Genomic DNA, 23425 nt, shown 5'->3' with positions numbered 1-23425 from the left:
GGTTTATTGAGCATAAAAACACCTCACCATTTCTTATGATGAGGCTATCATACCGCGGCCGATACGCTATTTATAGTCGGTCTGTTATTGGGTGCTTACGCCTAATCAAGTCCACAGATTAATTAATTAGAAATTTTAGCAACTAATTATTTGACCTTTTTTGACCAATAGACTAAACTAGCATTACACTTAATTGAGTGCTAAAATTAATTTAAACTTGAAACTTTAGGAGGTCACACTATGTTAGTTCCTACAGTCATTGAACAATCTTCACGGGGCGAACGTGCTTACGATATTTATTCACGTCTGTTAAAAGACCGTATCATCATGTTATCTGGTGAAGTAAACGACCAAATGGCCAACTCGATCATTGCCCAATTACTCTTCTTGGATGCGCAGGATTCAGAAAAGGATGTTTCAATTTACATCAACTCTCCTGGTGGCTCTGTTTCAGCCGGCTTAGCTATTTACGATACCATGAACTTCATTAAAGCTGATGTTCAAACGATCGCAATGGGCATGGCTGCTTCTATGGCCAGCGTTTTACTTACGGCTGGTACTAAGGGCAAGCGTTTTGCTTTGCCAAATTCAACGGTCTTAATCCATCAACCATTAGGTGGTGCCCAAGGTCAGCAAACTGAAATTGAGATCGCAGCACGGGAAATTTTGAAAACACGGAATCGTTTGAACAAGATCTTGGCTGAAGCTTCTGGCCAGGATCTGGCTACCATTCAAAAAGATACTGATCGTGATCATTATTTAACTGCGCAGGAAGCGTTGGATTATGGTTTGATCGACAAAATCATGGTTAACCAAAAATAAATTCACTTTTACCCTACTGGCCTTAGCCGGTAGGGTATTTTTGGAGGTGCTAAAATGGAGACAAGTCAGATCAATCCCGCTAAAATCAGCCAACGTGGCCTAGTAATCGGTGCTAACAACGCCCCAATTACGGTTATTGAATTTATTAACCTCCGTTGTCCTTACTGTAAACAATGGTTTGAAAAGGCCGCGCCACTTTTAGAACCTGCTGTCCAAAACGGTCGGGTCAAACGATTTTTTAAATTCTTTGATAAGCCTAAAGAAAAATTGCAAAAAGGAAACGTGGCCCAACACCACATTCCTTACGCGCAACCAGAAAAGGCTTATGCGGCAATAAAATTTCTCTTCGCCCATCAAAAAGACTGGGGTGAAAACCTAAGTCATTCCGAAATTGATGACTACATCGAACGGCAACTGGCTTTACCTAAGCAGCCTAATCAAACTATGATTGACCTAGTTTTAAAGGAAACACAGGCTGCCAATATTCAATTTGTTCCCACTATCATTATTGGTGCCGCTATTTTTGACGAAAAAATCACACCGGCGGAACTGACCAAGCTGATTTAAAGTTCTAATCTTATAACGCCATTTAACTGAAGCCATACTAAAAAGCCGCGAGAAAATGTTCCCGCGGCTTTTTTCAGTACCTACTGATTTTAAACTGAATTGGTTGTTCTTCATTCATGAAGTCACTTTACCAGCACGTAAATTATCGGCGATCTGCATTAGTTTTCGCAGTCGGTGGTTGATCCCTGATTTAGAGATCGCGCCACTGGGAACCAATTCACCTAATTCTTTCAACGTGATATCCGGATTAGCTAACCGTAAAATTGCGATTTCCTGCAATTTTTGGGGCAAGCTATCTAACCCGACGATCTGCTGAATAAATCTAATATTTTCCACTTGATGGGTGGCAGCGTCGATTGTTTTATTTAAATTTGCAGTTTCACAATTAACCAATCGATTAACTGAATTACGCATGTCGCGCACAATCCGAATATCCTCAAACTTAAGCATAGCACTGGTTGCCCCGATCAATTGCAAAAAATCTGCGATCTTTTCGCCCTCCTTGAGATAAACAATATAGCCTCCCCGACGTTCAGTAACGCGGGCGTTTAAGCCAAATTGATTGATCATCGCGGCAACTTGTTGATTGTGCTCTTCGTACAATGAGTAGATTTCTAAGTGATAGCGACTAGTTTCAGGATTATTGACCGAGCCGCCGGCCAGAAAAGCTCCCCGCAAATAAGAACGTACCTTTTGATCCGAAGCTTTGACCTCTGCTGATGGTAATGTTGACAAGGTTGAGGTTCCCGCCAATATGTGCAGATCATTGAGTACTACAGTACTACCTTGTTTCAAACGTACAATATATAAATTATTTTTCTTCAACTTCATTTTACGGCGCACTAACAATTCAGCTTCGATTGCGTAGTTATCCCGTAAAAGTGCGTAGATTCGGCGAGCGATCGCCGGATTTTCTGTCTGTACATTTAGAATAAATTGATGATTGGCGATGCTTAGCGAACCGTTCATTCGGATCAACGCCTCTAATTCAGCCCGCGCATGTTCGCGGTGAACCTCCAGCGTAGTGAGTTCTTTTTTTACTTCACTAGCATATGAACCCAAAGCGGCCACCTACTTTCTTGTTAATCGTGTGGTTGAAAGGCTAGATTCAGCAGTTCTTGGGCGACCTTATCACCATCGTGAAAGACACCACGATCGTGCAATGATAAAAAGTTATCAGAAATCACTCGGCAGCCTAAGCCGCGTAAACCCTTAAAATCATGCTCAACTTGCACTAAGTATTCGTCATACTTTTGGTGATCCAAATAATCTGGTGGCACTGGTTCCGTGTTGACCAATACCGTGTTAACAAATTGACCCCCTAAGTGATGTGCCAAAACACGCACATGATCGGCATCAGTAAAATGCTCCGTTTCACCTTTTTGCGTCATAATATTACAAACATAGGTCACGTCGGCCTTAGTCTGTCGAACCGCCTGCCCGACATTGCTGATCATTAAATTAGGCAAAATACTTGTAAATAAGCTGCCGGGACCTAGTACAACTGTGTCGGCATCCATAATTGCAGCAATCACCGCTTGAACCGCTTGGGGTTCGGCGTGTGTCGGATCAGCCGGGGTCACCCAAACTCGATCAATGCTTTTACCAGCAGCCGTAATTTCTGCTTCACCGGCAATTTCTGTGCCGTCACTAAAATGTGCATTCAAAACCAAGGGATCATCACTGGCCGGATAAACATGGCCGTCGATACGCATCATACTCGACAATTCTTGAACGGCATCAAAAATACCAGAACGCATTTCCGACAACGCAGCAATGATCAAATTACCGATAGCGTGGCCGCCGAGAAATGAATCATCACTATTAAAGCGATACTGGAAAATATCCAAATAAAGTTGTGGTAAGTTAGATAACGCAACTAAAACATTCCGAATATCACCAGGTGGTACAACGTTCACATAATTGCGAATAGCACCAGACGAGCCACCGTCATCGGCCACCGTTACGATCGCCGTGATATCTGCATTTTGTTTGTGTAGACTTCTGAGGATAACGGGTAACCCAGTTCCCCCACCGATCACCACCATTTTAGGGCGTCGATAATTACGTGGGGATCTTGTCATGAGCGGTTCACCGTTTCCTTTCGCTTATTCATATCACGATGACTAGTTTCGACCGGATAATGTTGACCAAGATCCTTCCCTAAACGCTCGGCGATCGCCACCGAACGATGTTGCCCGCCGGTGCAGCCGATTGCAATCGTTAGACTCGTTTTACCTTCTTTTTCATAACCCGGCATGATCACGTGCAGCATGCTGCTGAAACGTTCGTAAAAGTCTTCTGTGGCCGGCTGCTGCATTACATAATCATAAACGGCTTGGTTCAAACCAGTTAATTTCTTAAATTCTGGTACATAGTAGGGATTCGGTAAGAAACGCACGTCCATTACAATGTCTGCATCGATCGGCACGCCATATTTAAAACCAAACGACATAACTTCCACATGAAAGGTCTGTGTTTCCGCCGATTTAAAATTATCAAAAATTTCTTCCCGCAATTGTCGTGGCGTTAAATTAGATGTATCCACGATCAATTGGGAACGATTTTTAATTTCCGATAATAGACGCCGCTCCTTAACGATTCCGTCTAACAAACGGCCTTCCATCGCTAATGGATGGGCACGCCGTGTTTCTTTATAGCGAGAAACTAATTCTTCATTGGAAGCATCTAAGAAAAGAATTTTCGTAGTCACAAAATTAGTGTTATCCAAATTAGCCAACATTTCGTCCATTTGGTCATAAAAAGCCCGGGAACGCAGATCAATAACTAAAGCAATTTTGGTCACTTTACCGGATTCCTTCACTAATTCCCAAAACTTTGGTAACAAGCTGGGCGGCATATTATCTACACAAAAATAGCCGAGATCTTCAAAACTTTGCATAGCGACTGTTTTACCAGCACCACTCATCCCAGTGATCACCACTAAATTTAACGTATCTACCATTTTTAACATCCTTTCGCAGCGCTTTAATGGCAACGCCACCTAGTGTCTCATTAAACACATCTGAACAAGTGTAACATACCGGGTGTATCATTGCTAGTCTTCGACTTAAATGGATCTGTTTAGGAACAAATAAAAAGCCGCGCCATCCATTACCGACGTCACAGCTTCCGCACAACAATTTAATTTTTTTGTAATGGCCGTTGCGGTATCAATGCCAGCGGCAACCAAGTCAACAAATCAATGATCCCTAATAGTGCCACAATAGCTAGACCAATGCTTACACCAATCGTACCACCACTAAATAATGCCGGTATCACTGCCAATACAAACAACAATAAACTAATTGCTAACCAACCCGTTAAAAGATAATACCCGTAGTCCATTTTGATCATACCGCCAAGTAAGGGCAAAACATACAACACCGTATAAATACCTACGGCAATCCACATACCTATCCCATTAAATAGCACCAACTCCGGCGTGCCCGCGTTAGCTGTTATCAACATAATCGCGGCACAACCTAAAAGCCATGAACCGACACTTAATAACTTTGCTTGATTCTTCATACCGCAACGCCTCCCAACGTTTTAGTAGCAGCACCAACCAATATTTCCCTATCCAATTTACTACTTTTATTATAGTTGATTCAGATGAGAAAGCGTTTAGAAATAACGGACTGAGAACGAAAAAATTTGAGCACACAAAAAGTAGCCACTAGCCGTACTAATTATATTGGACATAAAAAAAACTTTACCGTTTTTGCACGGCAAAGTTTTAGTCATCATTGTAAATGTGCCTTAGCGGCAGCGATTTGTTTTTTGATCTGATCAAAGCCAGTGCCACCCAACGAATTGCGCCGGGCCACTGCTGTACGCGGATCTAGTGCCTGGTAAACATCCGCGGCGATCAATGGCGACAACGCCTGATAGTCAGCTAGCGAAACGTCCTTCAAGTATTTATGTTCTTGAATGCATTTCAAAACTAACTCGCCGACTAATTCGTGCGCCTGACGGAACGGTAAGCCTTTGCTGGCTAAATAATCAGCTAACTCAGTGGCGTTGGAGAAATCGTGACTAGTGGCGTGGGCCAGATTGTCAGTTTTCACCGTCAACGTAGCCAGCATTCCCCGGAAAACCGTCAACGATTGTTCGACGGTATCAACCGCATCGAACATGCCTTCTTTGTCTTCTTGGAAATCCTTGTTATACGCCAGCGGCAAGCCTTTCATCACCGTCAACAAGCCCATTAGGTCACCGTAGACCCGGCCAGTTTTGCCGCGGATCAATTCGGCCATGTCCGGATTCTTTTTCTGCGGCATGATCGAACTACCGGTGGAGTACGTGTCGGATAATTCCACATACTGGAATTCTTGGGTATCCCACAAAATGATCTCTTCGCAGAAACGGGAAAGGTGCATCATCAATTGGGCACAGTTGCTGAGAAACTCCAGAATAAAGTCACGATCACTGACCGCATCCAAACTATTTTGGTAGACATCAGTAAAACCTAATTGCGCGGCACTGTATTCGCGATCAATCGGGAAAGTCGTGCCAGCTAAGGCAGCCGCACCCAGTGGAGAACGATCGGTATGCTTTAAATTAAATTCAAAGCGGTCGTAGTCCCGCTGCAACATTTCGTAGTAGGCCATTAAATAATGGGCGTAAGAGATCGGTTGGGCGTGCTGCATGTGGGTGTAGCCAGGCATCAGCGTTTCCACGTGCTGATCGGCCTTATCTACCACAACTTTTTGTAACTTAACAATCAAGTCCAAAATCGTGTGCAACTGATTTTTCAGGTACAAATGCATGTCCGTCGCCACTTGATCATTCCGACTGCGGGCAGTGTGTAATTTACCAGCCACGGGGCCGATCTCGGCAGTCAATAAGCTTTCCAGATTTAAATGAATATCTTCATTTTCAATGGTGAAATGCAATTCGCCAGCCGCTAATTTGTGCTGCAGCGTGTGCAGGCCCGCCGTGATCTGATCGGCTTCGTCGCCCTTTAAAATGCCGGTGTGCTTCAGCATCGCAACGTGTGCTAATGAGCCGTGCAGATCCTCAGCCGCCATTTTTTGATCAAAATGGATCGATGCGCCGAAGCTTTGTACATATTCGCTTGGCTCTGCGGTAAAACGGCCGCCCCATAATTGATGATTTTCTGCCATAAATTACTCCTTTGCCTGATCTGCGTTCACTTTGTCCTGCACTTGAGTGTAAACCTGTGTTGGTAGGCCCCAAAGCTTGATGAAGCCAACGGCGGAAACATGATCAAATGTATCTGACGACGTGTAAGTAGCCAAATTCTTGTCGTACAAGGAATATGGTGACTTCCGGCCTTCAACGGTAGCGTTGCCTTTAAACAACTTGACCCGGATCGTACCGGTAACCACTTGTTGCGACGTCTTCAAGAACGCCAACAAGGAACTGAACAATGGTGAGAACCAAAGGCCGTTATAAATGGTGTTGGTCAATTGCAATTCAATGGTTGGTTTGAAATGGGCCAAATCACGTTCAAAGGTCAGATCTTCCAAAGCTTTATGCGCCTTGATCAAAACTTCGGCAGCTGGGGCTTCGTAAACTTCCCGTGACTTAATGCCGACTAACCGATTTTCAATATGATCGATCCGGCCAATACCGTGTTTGCCGGCAATTTTATCTAATTTAGCGATCAAATCAACTAGGCCTAATTTTTCGCCGTTTAAGGCAACCGGCACGCCTTGTTTAAATTCGATCTCGACTTTATCGGCTTCATCCGGTGTGTCCTCGATAGCATTAGTCAAATCGTAAGCGTCTGCTGGTGGCGTGACCCAAGGATCTTCCAAGACGCCGGCTTCGTTGGCCCGACCCCAAAGGTTTTGGTCGATGGAGTAAGGACTGCCTAATTTGATTGGTACCGGAATATCATGTTCCTTGGCATAGTTGATTTCTTCTTCACGGGACCATTTCCAGTCCCGAACTGGAGCTTCGATCTTCATTTCTGGTGCTAAAGCGCGAATCGCCACTTCAAACCGAACTTGATCGTTCCCTTTACCAGTACAACCATGGGCGATGGCGGTGGCGCCTTCTTGTTTCGCCACTTCAACTAATTTCTTAGCGATCAATGGCCGCGACAAGGCGGAAACCAACGGGTACTCGCCTTCATACAAGGTATGACCTTGCAGGGCAACGGTAACGTAATCCTGGGCGAATTCTTCACGACAATCTAAAGTGTAAGAAGCAACTGCCCCAATTTTCAAGGCCTTCGACTTAATGAAGTCCATATCCTTGCCAACTTCACCAACATTGATACAAGTTGCGACCACGTCGTACCCTTTTTCGATCAACCACGGAATTGCCACTGAAGTATCCAAGCCACCAGAATACGCTAAAATAATTTTCTCTTTTGCCATTTAAGCCACTCCTTACACGTTTTAATTATTATTAAACTTAATTAATTTTCTTTAATCATTCAATGGATTCATCATAACGCATCAACAAAAAAAATGCAACATTTTTTGATATTTATTCATAAACAAGTTAAATATTCGTATATAGCTGTATATTAGACCGATTTTGTGTAATAAAAAAGTGAGCTTAAGTTCAGCTCACTCTCATTTTTATTGATTTTGTTCAAACCGCGGCCGTTTGCTATCCCGCTCTAAAACGGGCTTTAAATATTGGCCAGTATAACTGTTAAGCGTCGCTGCAATTTTTTCAGGCGTGCCAGTTGCTAAAACTTCACCACCACCGGCGCCACCTTCTGGTCCTAGATCGATCAAATAATCAGCCGTTTTGATCACATCTAAATTATGCTCGATGATCAAAACCGTGTTGCCAGCATCGACTAAGCGATGCAAAACCGTCAACAAACGATTGATATCGTCAGTATGCAAGCCCGTAGTCGGTTCATCTAAAATATAGAACGTTTTACCGGTTTGGCGCCGATGAAGCTCGGAAGCTAACTTCATTCGTTGTGCCTCACCACCTGATAAAGTGGTAGCAGATTGACCTAGTGTGACGTAACCTAAGCCAACATCCACGATCGTTTGCAATTTACGCCGAATTTTCGGAATCGGTTCAAACAATTTCAAAGCTTGCATCACCGTCATGTTTAAAACGTCAGCAATACTATAGCCTTTGTACAGCACCGCCAATGTTTCGGAATTATACCGAGTACCATGACAAACCTCACACGGGACATAGACGTCCGGCAAGAAATTCATTTCAATCTTGATGATGCCGTCCCCTTTACAGGCCTCACAGCGTCCGCCTTTAACGTTGAAGCTGAAACGGTTCTTTTTGTAGCCATGAATCTTGGCCTCATTTGTTTGTGCAAATAAATCACGAATATCGTCGAAGACACTGGTATAGGTCGCCGGATTACTGCGCGGCGTCCGCCCGATCGGACTTTGATCAATGTCGACAATTTTATCAATATTTTTAACACCAGCAACCGATTTATACTGACCAGGCTTTTGTTTATTGCGATTGAGCTTTTGTGCTAAGACACGCTTCAGAATACTGTTGACCAGTGTTGATTTGCCTGAACCGGAAACCCCAGTGACAACAATAAACTTGCCCAATGGAAAATCCACCGTAATGTTCTTTAAGTTATGTTCACTGGCACCAGTAATGCGAATTTTCTTACCATTACCTTTGCGCCGCTTTTCTGGTAGTGGAATGTATTTTTCTCCAGCTAAATATTGACCAGTTAATGAATGTGGATTGGCCTCTACCTCCGCCGGCGTACCGGCAGCCATTACCCGGCCGCCATTTTCACCAGCACCCGGCCCGATGTCGATCAAATAATCGGCAGCACGCATGGTATCTTCATCATGTTCGACCACGATCAATGTATTACCGAGATCACGCATTGACTTCAACGACGTGATCAAACGATCGTTGTCCCGTTGATGCAAGCCAATGGATGGTTCGTCCAAAATATACAGCACGCCGGATAAGTTGGAGCCGATTTGCGTCGCCAAACGAATCCGCTGCGCCTCACCACCAGATAAAGTACCCGCAGAACGGCTTAAATTCAAATAGTCTAACCCAACATTTTTCAAGAAGGTTAACCGATCAGTCACTTCTTTCAGAATTGGTTTAGCAATCGTGTTTTCTTTTTCCGTCAATTTTAAGTGCTTGAAGAATGCTAGAGAGTCATTGATCGCATAATCAGAAACTTCCGCAATATGTTCACCATTGACTTTAACCGCCAAAGCCTGTGGATTCAAACGATAGCCATGACAAACTGGGCAAGTCAATTCAGTCATATATTGCCGCATCTGCGTCCGGGTGAAATCACTGTTAGTTTCCCGATAACGGCGGGCCACATTGTTGACGACTCCTTCAAATGTAGCGTCAACATCACGAATCCCACCAAAGTCATTTTCGTAATGAAAATGAAAGGTTTGGTCGCCGGCGCCGTAAAGGATCGTCTGTTGCTGCTCAGCGCTTAACTTTTTAAACGGTGTATCCAGATCAATATCAAAAGCCGTGGCCGCTTGTTCTAGTAACTGTGGGTAATATTGTGATGAAATTGGATTCCACGGTGCTAATGCGCCGGCACGTAAAGTCATACTCGGATCAGGAACGACTAAATCAGTATCGACTTCCAACTTCATCCCTAAACCATCACATTCAGAACAAGCCCCAAATGGTGCGTTAAACGAAAATAAACGTGGTTCTAGTTCGCCGATCGTAAAACCACAGTAAGGACAGGCATAGTGTTCAGAAAACAAAATGGGGTCACCACCAATAATGTCTGCGGTGGCATACCCTGCAGATAGGCGTAACGCTGATTCAAACGAGTCAAATAGTCGCGATCGGGCACTAGCCTTAACAATAATCCGATCAATTACAATATCAATATCATGTTTCTTATTCTTATCCAGTTCAATATCATCGCCAACGTCCTGAATTTCGTCATCGATCCGAACACGGACATAACCTTCTTTTTGAATGCGTTGCAAAACTTTTTTGTGCTGACCTTTTTTACCGCGAATGATCGGCGACATGATCTGTAGCCGCGTACCTTCAGGCAAAGCGAGGACACGATTAACCATTTGTTCCACCGTTTGACTACTGATCTCGGTGCCATCGTTGGGACAGATCGGGTGGCCAACCCGCGCCCACAACAAACGTAAATAGTCATTAATCTCAGTGACCGTTCCTACCGTTGAGCGCGGATTCTTGGATGTCGTTTTTTGATCAATGGAAATAGCTGGGCTTAACCCATCAATGGAATCTACATCTGGCTTATCCATTTGACCTAAAAACTGGCGTGCATAGGCCGATAAGCTTTCCACATAACGGCGCTGGCCTTCAGCATATAACGTATCAAACGCCAATGAGCTTTTGCCAGAACCTGATAAACCGGTGACGACGACTAATTTGTCCCGGGGAATGGTCACATCAATATCTTTTAAATTGTGGGCCCGCGCCCCATGAATCACAATTTTATCGTTTGCCAAAAGTTATTTCCTCCTACTAGGATGTGGCGCCTAAAATAGAACAATTAGGCCCCACGTACCACTATTCAATTTCTGCTTTTAATTCTAAAATCGTATCGCGCAATGTCGCCGCCTGCTCAAACTCCAAATTCTTGGCTGCTGTACGCATCTGCTCTTCTAACCGTCCAATCATGGCTTTTTGTTCCTTTTTCGACATGTCATTAAAGTCGGTTTCAGCAATGGCCTCGCCGTTGTGTTCGTCCACTGGTACTGATTTAACTGGTGAGATCAGATCACGAATTTCTTTTTTGATCGTTGTCGGTGTGATGTGATGCTTTTCATTATAGGCTTCCTGAATTGACCGCCGCCGCGCAGTTTCATCAATCGCACCTTTCATCGAATCAGTAATATTATCGGCGTACATAATAACTGTTCCGTCAACATTGCGGGATGCCCGCCCAATTGTTTGGATCAATGAACGCTCACTGCGCAAGAAACCTTCCTTATCCGCATCCAAAATAGCGATCAACGATACTTCCGGCACATCGATCCCTTCACGCAATAAATTGATCCCAACTAATACGTCAAATTTACCTAAACGGAGATCACGAATAATTTGCGTCCGTTCCAAAGTTTTAATATCACTATGCAAATAACGGACTTTAATACCCAACTCTTTCAAATAGTCGGTTAAATCTTCGGCCATTTTTTTAGTCAACGTTGTGATAAAAGTTCGTTCGTGGCGCTCAATTCGTAAGTTGATCTCACCGACTAGATCATCGATCTGACCCATGATCGGCCGCACTTCAATTTTAGGATCCAACAATCCTGTCGGCCGAATGATCTGCTCGGCTACCTGATCGGTTTGTTCATATTCATAAGGGCCAGGCGTTGCAGAAACATAAACAATCTGATTGACGTGCTGTTCAAATTCTTTTATGGTCAACGGCCGATTATCCAACGCACTCGGCAAACGAAAACCGTAATCAACTAACATTTGTTTGCGGGCTCGATCACCATTATACATTCCGCGAACTTGGGGCATTGTCACATGCGATTCATCGACCATGATCAGAAAATCTTTCGGGAAAAAGTCGATCAATGTGTACGGCGGTTCCCCTGGTTTACGACCGTCCATATGCCGCGAGTAGTTTTCAATGCCTGAGGTATAGCCCATTTCCCGCATCATTTCAATATCATAATTAGTCCGTTGTTCCAAACGTTGTGCTTCCAACAACTTATGCTGATCGTTTAATTCAGCCAAGCGCGTTTTTAATTCAGCGGCAATACCATCAATTGCGTGTTCCATTTGTGCATCATTGGTCATAAAATGTGTTGCCGGAAAAATGGCGACGTGATCGCGATCACCAATAACTTCACCTGTCAAAGCATCGACTTCGCGAATACGATCAATTTCATCGCCAAAAAACTCGATGCGTAACGCACGTTCATCCCGGGAAGCTGGAAAGATCTCGATCACATCACCACGTACCCGAAAACGGCCCCGCTGAAAATCAATATCGTTGCGTTCAAATTGAATACTGACTAGTTGGCGTAATAATTCATTGCGCTCCAATTCTTGACCAACACGAATCGACAGCACATGATCAGCATATTCTTTAGGATCACCTAAACCAAAAATACTCGAAACTGAAGCCACTACGATCACATCATCACGCTCTAATAACGAGCTGGTCGCCGAATGCCGTAATTTATCGATTTCATCATTAATACTAGAATCTTTTTCAATATAAGTATCACTGGAAGGCACATAAGCCTCTGGCTGATAATAGTCATAGTAACTAACAAAGTATTCCACTGCATTATGCGGGAAAAATTGTTTAAATTCACCATAAAGTTGCCCGGCTAAGGTTTTATTGTGTGCTAAAACTAATGTTGGTTTATTAACATTTTTAATAACTTCACTCATCGTGAAAGTTTTCCCGGTCCCCGTTGCACCAAGCAAAATCTGTGCCTTGGTACCATCTTTGATACCCTTGGTCAATTGTGCGATCGCTGTCGGTTGATCACCAGCAGGCTGATAAGGCGAAACTAATTCAAAATCACGATGTGCTTCACGTTGAATCACAGAATAACCTCCCACTCAAACTCTAATTTACTGTGCAAATACGCACCAAACGAAAAAGGTTGGAAGCAACTCCCAACCTTACTTGTCAATTTACTGGTTCAATTTTAGCATAGCGAACATATTTTCGCTACTATGTTGTTCAGCAAAACTTATTTTATTCTTTTCGCGCCAACAAGCCGTTAGAACCCCTATTTACCAGCAGTGATCTGCTGGGTGATCTGCCGCAATTCATCCTGATTAGTGAAGTTTTCTGCCAACAAATCAGGCAGAATTTCTTTAAAGAAATATTGAACGCTGGCCATATCAACAAAATCAACAATCGTCTGTAAACTTTCCCGATAAATTTCTGTAAAAACGGGTTCTGGATTTCCTTTTTGGATCTCACCAAAGGATTCATAAAGTAAATCGACCTTATCAGCAACCGATAAGATTCGTCCTTCCAGTGTATCGTCTTTGCCTTCACTTAATCGCCGCCGATACGCCGCCTGAAACTCGGTTGGTAGTTCGTTTTGAATAAACGTTTCCGTTAAATTTGCGTCAACATCCGCCAACATTTGCCGTAAAGTCGGTGTCGCATATTTAACCGGCGTTTTAATATCACCGATAAAGCGTTCGGTATAATCGTGATTTAACGCCTTTTCGTATAACGCACGCCAATTCACGGTTTGACCGGCATTCTCTTCAATATCGCCTAACATCTGTGCAATCTGGGTCACCTTAAAGGAGTGTGCCGCAACTGAATGCTCTTCATATTTAAAATAACCTGGTGCGCGGTGGATCGTTTCTAAATTGCTTAAACTTTGTAAATATTGATGCATTCCCATGCTGGTCACCTACCTATTTTGATTTAAATTGTTACTATTTTACCGATATTTGCTTAAGCTGACAAGTTCTTTGCTTCATAAAAAGCTCAGCCAATTAAGACTGAGCTTCTAAACACTTATTCAGCAGCAAATTCAGTTAATGCTTTTTCAAAAGCAGCTAATTTAGTGGCAGCATTAGCCTCACTATCCCCGATCGTACCAACATAGAACTTAATCTTAGGTTCAGTACCAGATGGTCGGATCGCGATCCAAGTTTCATCTGCCAACAAATACTTCAAAACATTAGAAGTTGGCAATGTCATCTTTTCTTGATGCCCATCAGCGTAAGTCTTAGTTTGTTGGGCAAAATCTTCCACTGCAGTAATTTTAACGTCATTAAACGCTACTGGTTGTTCTTCCCGGAACTTAGTCATTAATTTGGTCATTTTATCAGCACCACTAACGCCATCAAAGGTTTGTGAAATGGTCTTTTCAGCATAATAACCATAAGCTTTAAATAAATCCTGCAAACCATCATACAAAGTCTTACCTTGTTTTTGATAGTAAGCCGCAATTTCAGCCAACAATAATAGACCTTGAATCGCATCCTTATCACGAACAAAAGGATTGATCAACGATCCATAACTCTCCTCAAAGCCGTACATATAAGTATGGCTATGGTCTACTTCATACTGCTTGATTTTTTCACCAATAAATTTAAAGCCCGTTAAAACATTGAGCATTTCAACATGATAATGGTGCGCAATTTGCGTCGCTAGTTCCGTAGACACAATTGATTTGATGGCTACTGCATTAGCCGGCAAAGTTCCTGCCGTTTGATTAGCCCGTAAAATATAATCCAACATTAAAGCCGCAATTTGGTTACCGTTTAATAAACGATATTCGCCATTTGGCTGGCGAACGGCGGTTCCCAAACGATCAGCATCAGGATCGGTTGCAACTAAAATATCCGCATTTTCTTCTTTACCTAATGCGATCGCCATATCAAACGCTTCTGGAAATTCTGGGTTAGGAAATGCCACCGTCGGAAATTCCGGATCAGCAATGGCTTGTTGGGCAACTAACTTAAACTGTGTAAAACCAGCATTATGTAATGCTTGCGAGCCTAACATTTTCCCGGTACCATGCAGCGGTGAGTAAACTAGCTTTAGCTTAGGACCAATTTCATCGACTAATTTTTGGTTGATCGTCACTTTTTTAATGTTAGTCAGATAGGCCTCATCCACATCCTCGCCGATCAAAGTCATCAATTTAGCCGTCCGCAAAGCATGCTCGTCGGCCACATCAATTGCGAATAAATCAGCGACCTTCCGCACATAACTTGTGATCAAATCTGCTTCTTTAGGCGGCATTTGTCCACCATCAGGACCATAGATCTTGTAACCATTATATTGCTTAGGATTATGACTTGCCGTCAACATGATTCCAGCGTAAGTCTTCAAATGACGAACAGCAAAGGATAATTCTGGTGTTGGTCGCAAACCGTCAAAAACGTAACTCGGAATTTGGTGTGCGCCTAAAACACGAGCGGCTTCGTGCGCAAATAATTCAGAATTATAGCGGGAGTCAAAACTAATAGCGACCCCCTGCTTTTTCGTTGCTTCATCTAATGTATCCATTAAACGCGCCAAGCCTTCAGTTGCTTGCCGCACTGTATAAATGTTCATCCGGTTGATCCCAGGACCCATAATACCGCGCATACCGGCAGTACCAAATTCCATCGGCGCATAAAAAGCGTCTTCTAATTGTCCTTGATCCGTTGTTGCCGTTAATTCTTCCTTCAAATCAGCATCTAACCCAGGATATGCTACCCAAGTTTGATAAGTATCTTGCCATGCCAATTGCTTCATCTCCTCGTAGTTATTCATCAACAGTATACTACAAACGGGAGCGCTTCACTAAACTTACTTGGTCAGGCCTAATCTAATTTTCATATACCGATTATTGGTCTAGTCCAAATTTGCTTTTGTGAAATGCACAATGGCTATTGTACAGCAGTTTCCAACCTGATTTTCAAAATAACGGCTTAGGTCAAAAAAATTAGGGTGGCACCACCTAATCCATTGAGCACTGACCAAATTTTACCTACGACAAGTTAGCGGTCAGCATGCTACTGTTAAATAGTTAATGCTTATTGGACAAGGCCGATCTTAATTAAAGATACAAAAACAGCACCAACAAAAGTCGACTTTTATTGGTGCTGCTCATTTAATGAAGAATGATTCAACTTATTTTGCGGAAACCTGCTGATCAACTTTATCCCCTAATGACTGAATATAATTGAAGACCTCTTGACCAGCGATACCACCATCGCCAACAGCAGTAGTGATCTGCCGCAAATCTTTTTGACGCACATCCCCAAGTGCAAAAATACCAGGAGTCGCCGTGCGCATGTGTTCATCAGTAACGACCCAGCCTTTTTCATCCAAAATATTTAAATCCTGGAAACCAGTCGTCAACGCATCAATTCCAACGTAGATGAAAGCCCCACTGGCAGGTAAAATATGTTCCTCACCGGATACTTTGTCAGTATAACGAACACCGGTTACCTTCTGGCCATCACCCATAATTTCTTGAGTATTAGCGTTCCAAACAAAATCAACTTTTGGATTAGCAAAAGCGCGTTGTTGAATAATCTTTTGTGCCCGTAATTGGTCACGCCGATGAATGATCGTAACTTTTGAAGCTAATTGAGCGAGATAAAGCCCCTCCTCAACAGCCGAATCGCCACCACCGATCACGGCAACTTCACGATTCTTAAAGAAAGCGCCGTCACAAACAGCACAGTAGGAAACACCACGGCCACTATAATCCTCTTCGCCAGGAATTCCCAACTTACGATGGTCGGCACCAGTAGCAATGACAACGGCCTTGGCTTTAAAGTCACCATCATCGGTATGAACTAACTTAAACTGGCCTTGATCTTCTACACTCGTCACGTTGCCATAAGCGTATTCAGCGCCAAATTGGGTTGCACTTTCGTACATATTCTGCGCCAAATCAGGACCTAAAATTGACTTAAACCCAGGATAATTTTCAATCTCCGCCGTATTATTTAATTGGCCCCCATAAATTCCCCGGTCAATAATAATTACGGAAAGGTTAGATCGTGACGCGTAGAGTGCGGCTGTCAAGCCACCAGGACCGGCACCGATCACAACAACATCTGCCTGTTTTGTCATGCTCATTCCTCCATCTCACAAGTTTATGTTTCCATCTTACGCTGCGCTTTTAGGAAAGTCTAACATTTTGCTTACTTTTAGTTAGAAATTTCCTTGTTCGTGGTGTAATTGCGATAATAGATCCGTCGCTTCATGTTTAAATTCTTGTTGACCACTGGCTAAATAAGTTTTAACGTACTGTAAACTTTGATTAAACTCATTCATAAAGGCATAGCAATTTGCCAAGAAATACTGAATCTCTGGGTGATGTTCACCATAGTGTAAATCCAGTTTTTCTAGCCGCTGAATTGCTTCGTTATAGCGATTATCGTATTGTAGGCAGATGGCTAACTGACAATTAGCAAAGACATAATCATCATCGGTGTGTGCTAAGGTTTGTGCACGCTCTAAGTAAGTGATGGCCTTTTTGTAATTGCTTTTGGAAAAGGCAGTCATGCCTAAATTAAAATAAAATTCACACGATGGTAGAAATGAAATAACTTCACCCATGGCGGTTTGTTTCCTCCTTTGAATTCAATCAATCTTTGAAAGCACATTGATTATAGCATAAAAGCAAATTTGTTAATTTAAAAAGTTCTCATTTAATTATCATCAAACCACTTACGCCAATTCCATTTTACCAGCCCGCTTCATTAACGTCGCAATTTCGGTACCAATATCTTTATTTTCATAGAGCACATGATAAATTGCGGTGGTGATTGGCATATCCACTTGTTGCTGTTGCGCTAATTCATATGCTGCTTTAGTGGTAGCAACACCTTCAACGACCATACCCATATTTTTCAAAACGGCCTCTAAAGATTCCCCTTGGCCTAATTGATTACCGGCCCGCCAGTTACGTGAATGGACACTGGTACAAGTCACGATCAGATCACCAACACCAGATAAACCGATGAAAGTCAGCGGTTGTGCACCAAAGGCTACTCCAAGCCGACTAATTTCTGCAAGTCCGCGGGTCATTAACGCGGCTTTAGTATTATCGCCATAGCCTAGACCATGTAACGCACCGGCACCGATCGCAATCACATTTTTCAAGGCGGCACCCATTTCAACGCCAACAACATCCGTGTTCGTGTAAACCCGGAAATAATCATTCATGAACAACTGCTGTACAGTTTCGGCAGCTGCTAAATCACTGGAGGCCGCAGTCAAGGAGGTAATATCACCAGCTGCAACATCCTCGGCATGACTAGGACCAGAAAGTACAACGATTGCTTGCCGCATAGCGGCGGGAATTTCTTCGGCCAACACAACGGACAGCCGTTTATGTGATTGTTGTTCTAAGCCTTTGCTGGCGTGAATAATGATCGGTTGGCGCTGTGAGCGTTGCAAAACAGTAACCACCTTTCGTGCAACTTGGCGTGTGGCATTAGTCGGGATCACGAAAAGAATCACTTCCACATCAGCTAAAGCGGCTGCTAGATCTGCAGTAGCAACAAGCCGTGGGTCTAACTTGAAATCCGCCAAATAACGGTGATTAGTTTGTTGGGTCATGATTTCTGTGGCCTGGTCAGCCCGGTGCGTCCATAAAGTGACTTGATGGCCATTTTTCACCAATAAATTTGCCAAAACAGTGCCCCAAGAGCCAGCACCTAAGACTGCAATTTTCTTCATTATAATAAATCTTCCTTTTCATCTATAAAATTACTGTGCCATTAATGCGGTCATCCAAATTGAACTGGGTGTCTATGATTAACTTAATGTGCATTATCTTTTTGTGCCCGTGCGGCAGAGGTCAACTGGTTGCCACTTAAGTAATCAGCTAGCAACGGTTGGTAATAACGACGGCCGAACCAGAGAATCAACGCACCAACAAATAAAACTGCCGATAACAACTGTGATACCCGCAAACCGCCAAACAACATCAAACTATCTGTACGCATTCCTTCGATGAAAAAGCGACCAAAAGCATACCAGGTAACGTAGCCTAAGAAAACTTCTCCTTGTTTAAACCAGTGTTTGCGGTGGCGCAGACTCAATAATAAAATCACGCCTAAAAGATCCCACAACGATTCATATAAAAATGTTGGTTGCCGATAAGCCCCGCTAATATACATTTGCTGAATAATAAAATCAGGTAAATGCAGTCCTTGCAAAAAGCTAAGTGTTGTTTTGGCACCAAAGGCCTCTTGATTCATAAAGTTACCCCAGCGACCAATCCCTTGGCCCAGCAAAACTGTTGGCGCAGCAATATCCAGCACCAACCAAACCGGTAACTGCCGTTTACGACAAAAAATCAGCACCACAACTGCCGCAGCGATCAAACTGCCATAAATAGCCATGCCACCATGCCAAATAGCGATGATCTCTCCAGGATGAGCTGCGTAATACGGCCACTCAAACAACACGTAATAGGTTCGTGCCCCGATCAAGGCAAACGGTAACGCCCATAAGATCATATCGAATAGATCATCAGTAGAAACCAAGCGCCGCTCTGCTTCGCGCATGGCTAAAACCACCGCTAAAACAACTCCGGTAGCAATGATCACCCCATACCAGTGAATTTCTAGCGGACCCAAGCGCAGCGCAATTGGATTTAATGCTGCTATTATCAAGCTTGGCCACCATCCTTATCTGGTTTAGTTGGTGAATTAGGCAAGGCATCATTTGCCTTATTAGCCTCATCGGCCTCATCCTCTAGTGTATTCTGTTGGATCAATTGATTTAAATTGGACTCAAAAGTTTTGGTCGCATCGTACCCCATCGTTTTAGCCCGATAATTCATTGCCGCCACTTCAATAATGATCGCCAAATTACGACCGATTTTAACTGGGATCGTAATTTTCGGTAAAGTAACATCAAAAATCTGCATAGTCTCTTCACCATTACCTAAACGATCAAAATTCTTGTCAGCCGTCCAAGTTTCCAAGTGCATAACCACCTGAATTGGCGTATCACTGCGCACAGCCCCAGCGCCAAATAAATTCATCACATCAATAATGCCGATGCCCCGAATTTCCAATAAATGTCGTAAAATTGCTGGCGCTTCGCCAATCAAAGTTTGTTCATCCTGTTCGTAAACCTCTACCCGATCATCAGCGATCAACCGGTGCCCCCGTTTAACTAACTCCAACGCAGTTTCACTTTTGCCCACACCAGAATCACCAGTGATCAGCACACCAATTCCATAAATGTCGACTAAAACACCATGTAACGAGCGGCGTTCAGCTAAGCGTCCTTCTAAATAATCAGTCATCAAGCTAGAAAGTCGTGTGGTTGCTAGCTTGGAACCCAGCACGGGGATGCCAGCTTCCTTGGCGGCCTGCAACATTTCTGCTGGTACCGGTAAAGAACGTGAGACAATAAAAGCTGGTGTGTCCACGCCACACATTTTTCGGAAAATCATTAACCGTTCTTCCGGCATCATCTTTTTGGCAAAAGAGATCTCCGTTCGGCCAAACAACTGGATTCGATCATGCGGATAATAATTAAAATAACCGGTTAATTCCAGCCCCGGTCGTGAGATATCACTGACGGTGATCTGCCGTTTTTTTAAAAACTCTGCGCCAGCATAAACTTCTAAATTAGCACGAGTCACCAACTCACTTACTTTGACACTTTGCACCATTTGATTTAACTCCTATCTCAATAACAGCGACCAACTACCTGGTCGCCAATAATTTTAGCTGCTGTTTTAGTAATTACTAGATTTTTATTGCCGGTGATACAAGCCGTAACACTTTTTATACTTCTGATTTATATTTTAACATTTAGCGTACGATAGCGCACTCATTCTTGTGAAAAGGTCATTTTCATAAACTGTTACATTCGTAACTAACAAAAAAAGTCATTGTGCTGCCTGTTTAGGCCGCGCCAATGACAATTCATTATTTCTTTAAATCTGGTTGTGGCACCACGATCACTAATAAAGTAGCAATCAGGCACATAAATCCAGCCATAAAAAAGGCCATCACATAACTATGAACACTGTCATGAACGGCGCCACTAATGTAAGCCATCAAGGCGCCACCAATTTGATGACCAACAAAGACCCAACCAAATAAAATACCAGAACGGTGTAAACCAAAATTGGCACTGATCAATTTGATCGTCGGTGAAACGGTGGCGTTCCAACTGAGACCAAATAAAATTGCGTACAGGATCAGCACCAACCCGCCTTGGTGAAAGGCCAGTGGTAGTAAGAATAAGGCAATCCCACGTAACCCATATGTAACTGCTAAAATCAGCCGCGAATCAATTTTTTCCGTCAACCAACCAGCTAACAACGATCCGCAGATATCAAACACCCCCATCACCGCTAAAATATTGGCTGAATGAATCGCATTTAGCCCATAATCGTGGCCCGCCGCAATAAAATGAACACCGATCAAACCAGACGTTGACGCACCACAAACAAAAAATGGCAATGCCAATAGCCAGAAGACCTTACTTTTAAGCGCCAAACGTAAAGCTTGCAACGGTTGCATAAGTACACTACGCAGATCAAGTGCCGGATAGCTTGGTGTAGTTAGCTGCGTTTTACCTAAGATCGGTAGTCCAACTTGTTGCGGATAATCACGCATCAACAGTAGATTGGCCAACCAAACTAAGAAAACACCGCCTGCCACAACCAGCGCCGTATACCGCCAACCATGGTGAGCGATCAAGGTTGTGAAAATCGGTAAAACCACCAGCTGCCCAACTGAAGAACTAGCTGTAAATAAGCCCAGCACTAAACCGTGATTTTTCTTGAACCAATTGTTAGCAATATAAATACCAAAAACATCAGCGATCATCCCCGTCATAGTTCCTGACAATAGGCCCACCAGTAATGCCGCTTGCCACAATTGATGCATGAATGGCAATATGGCCGTTACAATCACCAAGATCAGTAAAGCAACACTGCCGACTTTGCGAGCACCATAACGCTGCAAAAAGGCTGCCGAAAAAGGACCGATCAACCCAAATAGTAGTGTGCCAATAGCGATCACCGCCGATTCTGCACCGCGACTCCAATTAAAGCTTTGCTGCCAAGGTAGCACGAAAGTTGCCGGTAATGCCCGCACACTAGCAGAAATTAATAACACTAAAAACCCAATAAATAAAGTTAACCCGTACCAACGGCGTTTACTCATAGGCCACCGCCTTAGCCTGTTGCGTTGCCCGAGCCATCGCGTGAGCTACAGCCAATTTTTGGGATCGACCACCCATTAATTGATCAGATCGTTGACGAAAATCATTTAACGCGCGGTGCATCGTCGGCAAAATCGTATTGGCCGTTGTCGTTAAATAAAGTTGCGTTTGATGACCCTGCCGTTGCTTACGCAGCCATTTTTGTCCACCTAATTTCTGCAATAAGCGTGATAACGTTGATTGTTCATAATCAAATGCTAATGCCAATTCAGTCATCGTAATGCCAGGATTAGCCTCGATCATCAAAGTTAAATAGGTATAGGCTGGGGCCATTTTTGTGCTGGCAAAGCTTTTAGCAGCTAGTTGCTCCAGTTCACGTTGCAAATGATTGGCCGTAAAATACAAACAATTTTGCATAAAGGTTGGTTGTTGAATACTCATAGTCCATCTCCATTTTATAATGTACATACATTATAAAATAATAAAACACTATTAACAAGCACAAAAAAACGTTACCGGATAATTTCGGCAACGTTTTTTTGATTTAATCACGGGCAAAACGATCACTGACGATCGCATTGACCAACGAAATGATAACTGCAGTTAGAATCGAAGCACCAAAACCACTAAAGGCAAAGCCGCTACCAACAAACCAAGCGGTCAGCTGCAACATAATGGCATTGATCACTACACTGAACAAACCTAAGGTCAAAATCGTGATCGGTAACGATAAAATCAGCAAAACTGGTTTGATCAAAGCATTTAGTACACCCAACACTAAACTTGCGCCTAGGGCCATCCAAATGCTGGAAACATAGATCAAATGGGGAAAGAAACCAGCCAGCGCTAAGAAAATCAACGCATTAACTAAGACACGTTTCCAAAAACCCATTAGAAGTCACTCCAATCATCATCTTGAACCTTAACGTCACGAGCATTTTTACGCTGCCGCTGGCGTTGTTCATGGTGATGTTGGCGATACTCAGTTCGACCATAACGTTGCCACTGTTGCTGCTGCGTCCATTGACTCCGACCATAGTGATGACGTCGCCGCGTAATCATTAAAATGAAAAACAAAATCAGTAACGGTACCGCCAATATTCGTAATGTAAATAGTAGCACCACGGCTAACAGAATCAGTAACGGACTTAGAAAAAGAAAAAATAGAAACGGCATTAGAAATCACTCCAATCACTATCATCAGTACTTTGTTGCTCAGTACTATCTTGCGCTTGATAGTCTGGGTGTTGCGGTCGGCTTGGAATCACCAAAGTCAAAAGGACGTATAATACGATTCCGGGAAAGCCGACGGTAAAGAAAGTTACAACAGCATAAATGACGCGTACCCACGTCGGGTCAATATTGAAATACTCAGCAATGCCACCAAGCACCCCACTAATAACGTGCTGTTCTGATTTATATAAACGTTTTTCTGCCATTTTGATCGCTCCTCACAGATGAATTGCGCTGACT

Annotated in this window: 22 protein-coding genes; 2 read left to right on the top strand and 20 right to left on the bottom strand. The window is 43.3% G+C overall.

Annotated elements, in window-relative coordinates:
* The first annotated feature begins 240 nt into the window (after positions 1–240).
* Entirely contained in the window at positions 241–822 is a 582-nt protein-coding gene (clpP, locus tag FFM78_RS03325; RefSeq protein ID WP_137637014.1) for an ATP-dependent Clp endopeptidase proteolytic subunit ClpP, read from the top strand.
* 54 nt (positions 823–876) lie between these two features.
* Positions 877–1389, top strand: a complete 513-nt coding sequence (locus tag FFM78_RS03320; protein ID WP_137637013.1) for a thioredoxin domain-containing protein — start codon at positions 877–879, stop codon at positions 1387–1389.
* A 114-nt stretch (positions 1390–1503) separates the two neighbouring features.
* Here FFM78_RS03320 and whiA read toward each other — a convergent pair whose 3' ends face one another.
* The 20 genes from whiA to FFM78_RS03220 all read right to left on the bottom strand — a co-directional run bounded on the left by whiA (position 1504) and on the right by FFM78_RS03220 (position 23391).
* Positions 1504–2451 (bottom strand): DNA-binding protein WhiA, encoded by a 948-nt coding sequence (gene whiA / locus FFM78_RS03315; RefSeq protein ID WP_137637012.1) that lies wholly within the window; start codon positions 2449–2451, stop codon positions 1504–1506.
* Positions 2452–2471: 20 nt separating this feature from the next.
* A complete protein-coding gene (gene mgfK / locus FFM78_RS03310) occupies positions 2472–3473 on the bottom strand; it encodes a gluconeogenesis morphogenetic factor MgfK (protein ID WP_137637011.1) in 1002 nt (333 codons plus the stop codon).
* Positions 3470–4354, bottom strand: coding sequence for an RNase adapter RapZ (rapZ, locus tag FFM78_RS03305; RefSeq protein ID WP_137637010.1), 885 nt, complete (start codon positions 4352–4354; stop codon positions 3470–3472). The genes mgfK and rapZ overlap by 4 nt, the downstream gene beginning before the upstream one ends.
* A gap of 179 nt (positions 4355–4533) precedes the next feature.
* Positions 4534–4920, bottom strand: coding sequence for a hypothetical protein (locus tag FFM78_RS03300; RefSeq protein WP_137637009.1), 387 nt, complete (start codon positions 4918–4920; stop codon positions 4534–4536).
* A gap of 215 nt (positions 4921–5135) precedes the next feature.
* Entirely contained in the window at positions 5136–6518 is a 1383-nt protein-coding gene (argH, locus tag FFM78_RS03295; protein WP_137637008.1) for an argininosuccinate lyase, read from the bottom strand.
* A gap of 3 nt (positions 6519–6521) precedes the next feature.
* Positions 6522–7742 (bottom strand): argininosuccinate synthase, encoded by a 1221-nt coding sequence (locus FFM78_RS03290; RefSeq protein ID WP_137637007.1) that lies wholly within the window; start codon positions 7740–7742, stop codon positions 6522–6524.
* Between the two features lie 207 nt (positions 7743–7949).
* Positions 7950–10805, bottom strand: a complete 2856-nt coding sequence (uvrA, locus tag FFM78_RS03285) for an excinuclease ABC subunit UvrA (protein WP_137637006.1) — start codon at positions 10803–10805, stop codon at positions 7950–7952.
* Positions 10806–10866: 61 nt separating this feature from the next.
* Positions 10867–12873 (bottom strand): excinuclease ABC subunit UvrB, encoded by a 2007-nt coding sequence (gene uvrB / locus FFM78_RS03280; protein ID WP_137637005.1) that lies wholly within the window; start codon positions 12871–12873, stop codon positions 10867–10869.
* Positions 12874–13061: 188 nt separating this feature from the next.
* Positions 13062–13697: an HD domain-containing protein gene (locus tag FFM78_RS03275; RefSeq protein WP_137637004.1), complete on the bottom strand. Its 636-nt coding sequence runs from the start codon at positions 13695–13697 to the stop codon at positions 13062–13064.
* 116 nt (positions 13698–13813) lie between these two features.
* Positions 13814–15538: a phospho-sugar mutase gene (locus FFM78_RS03270; RefSeq protein WP_137637003.1), complete on the bottom strand. Its 1725-nt coding sequence runs from the start codon at positions 15536–15538 to the stop codon at positions 13814–13816.
* Between the two features lie 387 nt (positions 15539–15925).
* Positions 15926–16879 (bottom strand): thioredoxin-disulfide reductase, encoded by a 954-nt coding sequence (trxB, locus tag FFM78_RS03265; protein WP_137637002.1) that lies wholly within the window; start codon positions 16877–16879, stop codon positions 15926–15928.
* Positions 16880–16960: 81 nt separating this feature from the next.
* Positions 16961–17368, bottom strand: coding sequence for a tetratricopeptide repeat protein (locus tag FFM78_RS03260; protein WP_137637001.1), 408 nt, complete (start codon positions 17366–17368; stop codon positions 16961–16963).
* Positions 17369–17479: 111 nt separating this feature from the next.
* Positions 17480–18496, bottom strand: coding sequence for an NAD(P)H-dependent glycerol-3-phosphate dehydrogenase (locus FFM78_RS03255; protein WP_171001825.1), 1017 nt, complete (start codon positions 18494–18496; stop codon positions 17480–17482).
* 80 nt (positions 18497–18576) lie between these two features.
* Complete coding sequence (lgt, locus tag FFM78_RS03250) at positions 18577–19431, bottom strand: prolipoprotein diacylglyceryl transferase (RefSeq protein ID WP_137637021.1); 855 nt, start codon at positions 19429–19431, stop codon at positions 18577–18579.
* Entirely contained in the window at positions 19431–20447 is a 1017-nt protein-coding gene (hprK, locus tag FFM78_RS03245; protein ID WP_137636999.1) for an HPr(Ser) kinase/phosphatase, read from the bottom strand. The genes lgt and hprK overlap by 1 nt, the downstream gene beginning before the upstream one ends.
* A 259-nt stretch (positions 20448–20706) precedes the next feature.
* Positions 20707–21954: an MFS transporter gene (locus FFM78_RS03240; protein WP_137636998.1), complete on the bottom strand. Its 1248-nt coding sequence runs from the start codon at positions 21952–21954 to the stop codon at positions 20707–20709.
* Complete coding sequence (locus tag FFM78_RS03235) at positions 21947–22393, bottom strand: MarR family transcriptional regulator (RefSeq protein WP_137636997.1); 447 nt, start codon at positions 22391–22393, stop codon at positions 21947–21949. The genes FFM78_RS03240 and FFM78_RS03235 overlap by 8 nt, the downstream gene beginning before the upstream one ends.
* 103 nt (positions 22394–22496) lie before the next feature.
* On the bottom strand, positions 22497–22844 hold the full coding sequence (locus FFM78_RS03230; RefSeq protein WP_137636996.1) for a phage holin family protein: 348 nt from the start codon (positions 22842–22844) through the stop codon (positions 22497–22499).
* On the bottom strand, positions 22844–23128 hold the full coding sequence (locus FFM78_RS03225; RefSeq protein ID WP_137636995.1) for a hypothetical protein: 285 nt from the start codon (positions 23126–23128) through the stop codon (positions 22844–22846). Before FFM78_RS03225 ends, FFM78_RS03230 begins: the two co-directional genes overlap by 1 nt.
* Complete coding sequence (locus FFM78_RS03220) at positions 23128–23391, bottom strand: PspC domain-containing protein (protein WP_137636994.1); 264 nt, start codon at positions 23389–23391, stop codon at positions 23128–23130. Before FFM78_RS03220 ends, FFM78_RS03225 begins: the two co-directional genes overlap by 1 nt.
* Positions 23392–23425 lie beyond the last annotated feature (34 nt).

The sequence above is a fragment of the Loigolactobacillus binensis genome, from assembly GCF_005405165.1.
GTDB classification, from domain to species: Bacteria; Bacillota; Bacilli; order Lactobacillales; family Lactobacillaceae; genus Loigolactobacillus; species Loigolactobacillus binensis.
This window is presented reverse-complemented; position numbering and strand designations above follow the sequence as displayed.

What these genes read in the sequence shown, in the direction of transcription:
- rapZ (WP_137637010.1), bottom strand. Translation starts at nt 4,354, where the DNA reads ATGGTAGATACGTTAAATTTAGTGGTGATCACTGGGATGAGTGGTGCT.
- FFM78_RS03220 (WP_137636994.1), bottom strand. Translation starts at nt 23,391, where the DNA reads ATGGCAGAAAAACGTTTATATAAATCAGAACAGCACGTTATTAGTGGG.
- FFM78_RS03300 (WP_137637009.1), bottom strand. Translation starts at nt 4,920, where the DNA reads ATGAAGAATCAAGCAAAGTTATTAAGTGTCGGTTCATGGCTTTTAGGT.
- FFM78_RS03240 (WP_137636998.1), bottom strand. Translation starts at nt 21,954, where the DNA reads ATGAGTAAACGCCGTTGGTACGGGTTAACTTTATTTATTGGGTTTTTA.
- trxB (WP_137637002.1), bottom strand. Translation starts at nt 16,879, where the DNA reads ATGACAAAACAGGCAGATGTTGTTGTGATCGGTGCCGGTCCTGGTGGC.
- mgfK (WP_137637011.1), bottom strand. Translation starts at nt 3,473, where the DNA reads ATGACAAGATCCCCACGTAATTATCGACGCCCTAAAATGGTGGTGATC.
- argH (WP_137637008.1), bottom strand. Translation starts at nt 6,518, where the DNA reads ATGGCAGAAAATCATCAATTATGGGGCGGCCGTTTTACCGCAGAGCCA.
- FFM78_RS03225 (WP_137636995.1), bottom strand. Translation starts at nt 23,128, where the DNA reads ATGCCGTTTCTATTTTTTCTTTTTCTAAGTCCGTTACTGATTCTGTTA.
- FFM78_RS03320 (WP_137637013.1), top strand. Translation starts at nt 877, where the DNA reads ATGGAGACAAGTCAGATCAATCCCGCTAAAATCAGCCAACGTGGCCTA.
- clpP (WP_137637014.1), top strand. Translation starts at nt 241, where the DNA reads ATGTTAGTTCCTACAGTCATTGAACAATCTTCACGGGGCGAACGTGCT.
- FFM78_RS03275 (WP_137637004.1), bottom strand. Translation starts at nt 13,697, where the DNA reads ATGGGAATGCATCAATATTTACAAAGTTTAAGCAATTTAGAAACGATC.
- FFM78_RS03230 (WP_137636996.1), bottom strand. Translation starts at nt 22,844, where the DNA reads ATGGGTTTTTGGAAACGTGTCTTAGTTAATGCGTTGATTTTCTTAGCG.
- hprK (WP_137636999.1), bottom strand. Translation starts at nt 20,447, where the DNA reads ATGGTGCAAAGTGTCAAAGTAAGTGAGTTGGTGACTCGTGCTAATTTA.
- FFM78_RS03235 (WP_137636997.1), bottom strand. Translation starts at nt 22,393, where the DNA reads ATGAGTATTCAACAACCAACCTTTATGCAAAATTGTTTGTATTTTACG.
- FFM78_RS03260 (WP_137637001.1), bottom strand. Translation starts at nt 17,368, where the DNA reads ATGGGTGAAGTTATTTCATTTCTACCATCGTGTGAATTTTATTTTAAT.
- FFM78_RS03290 (WP_137637007.1), bottom strand. Translation starts at nt 7,742, where the DNA reads ATGGCAAAAGAGAAAATTATTTTAGCGTATTCTGGTGGCTTGGATACT.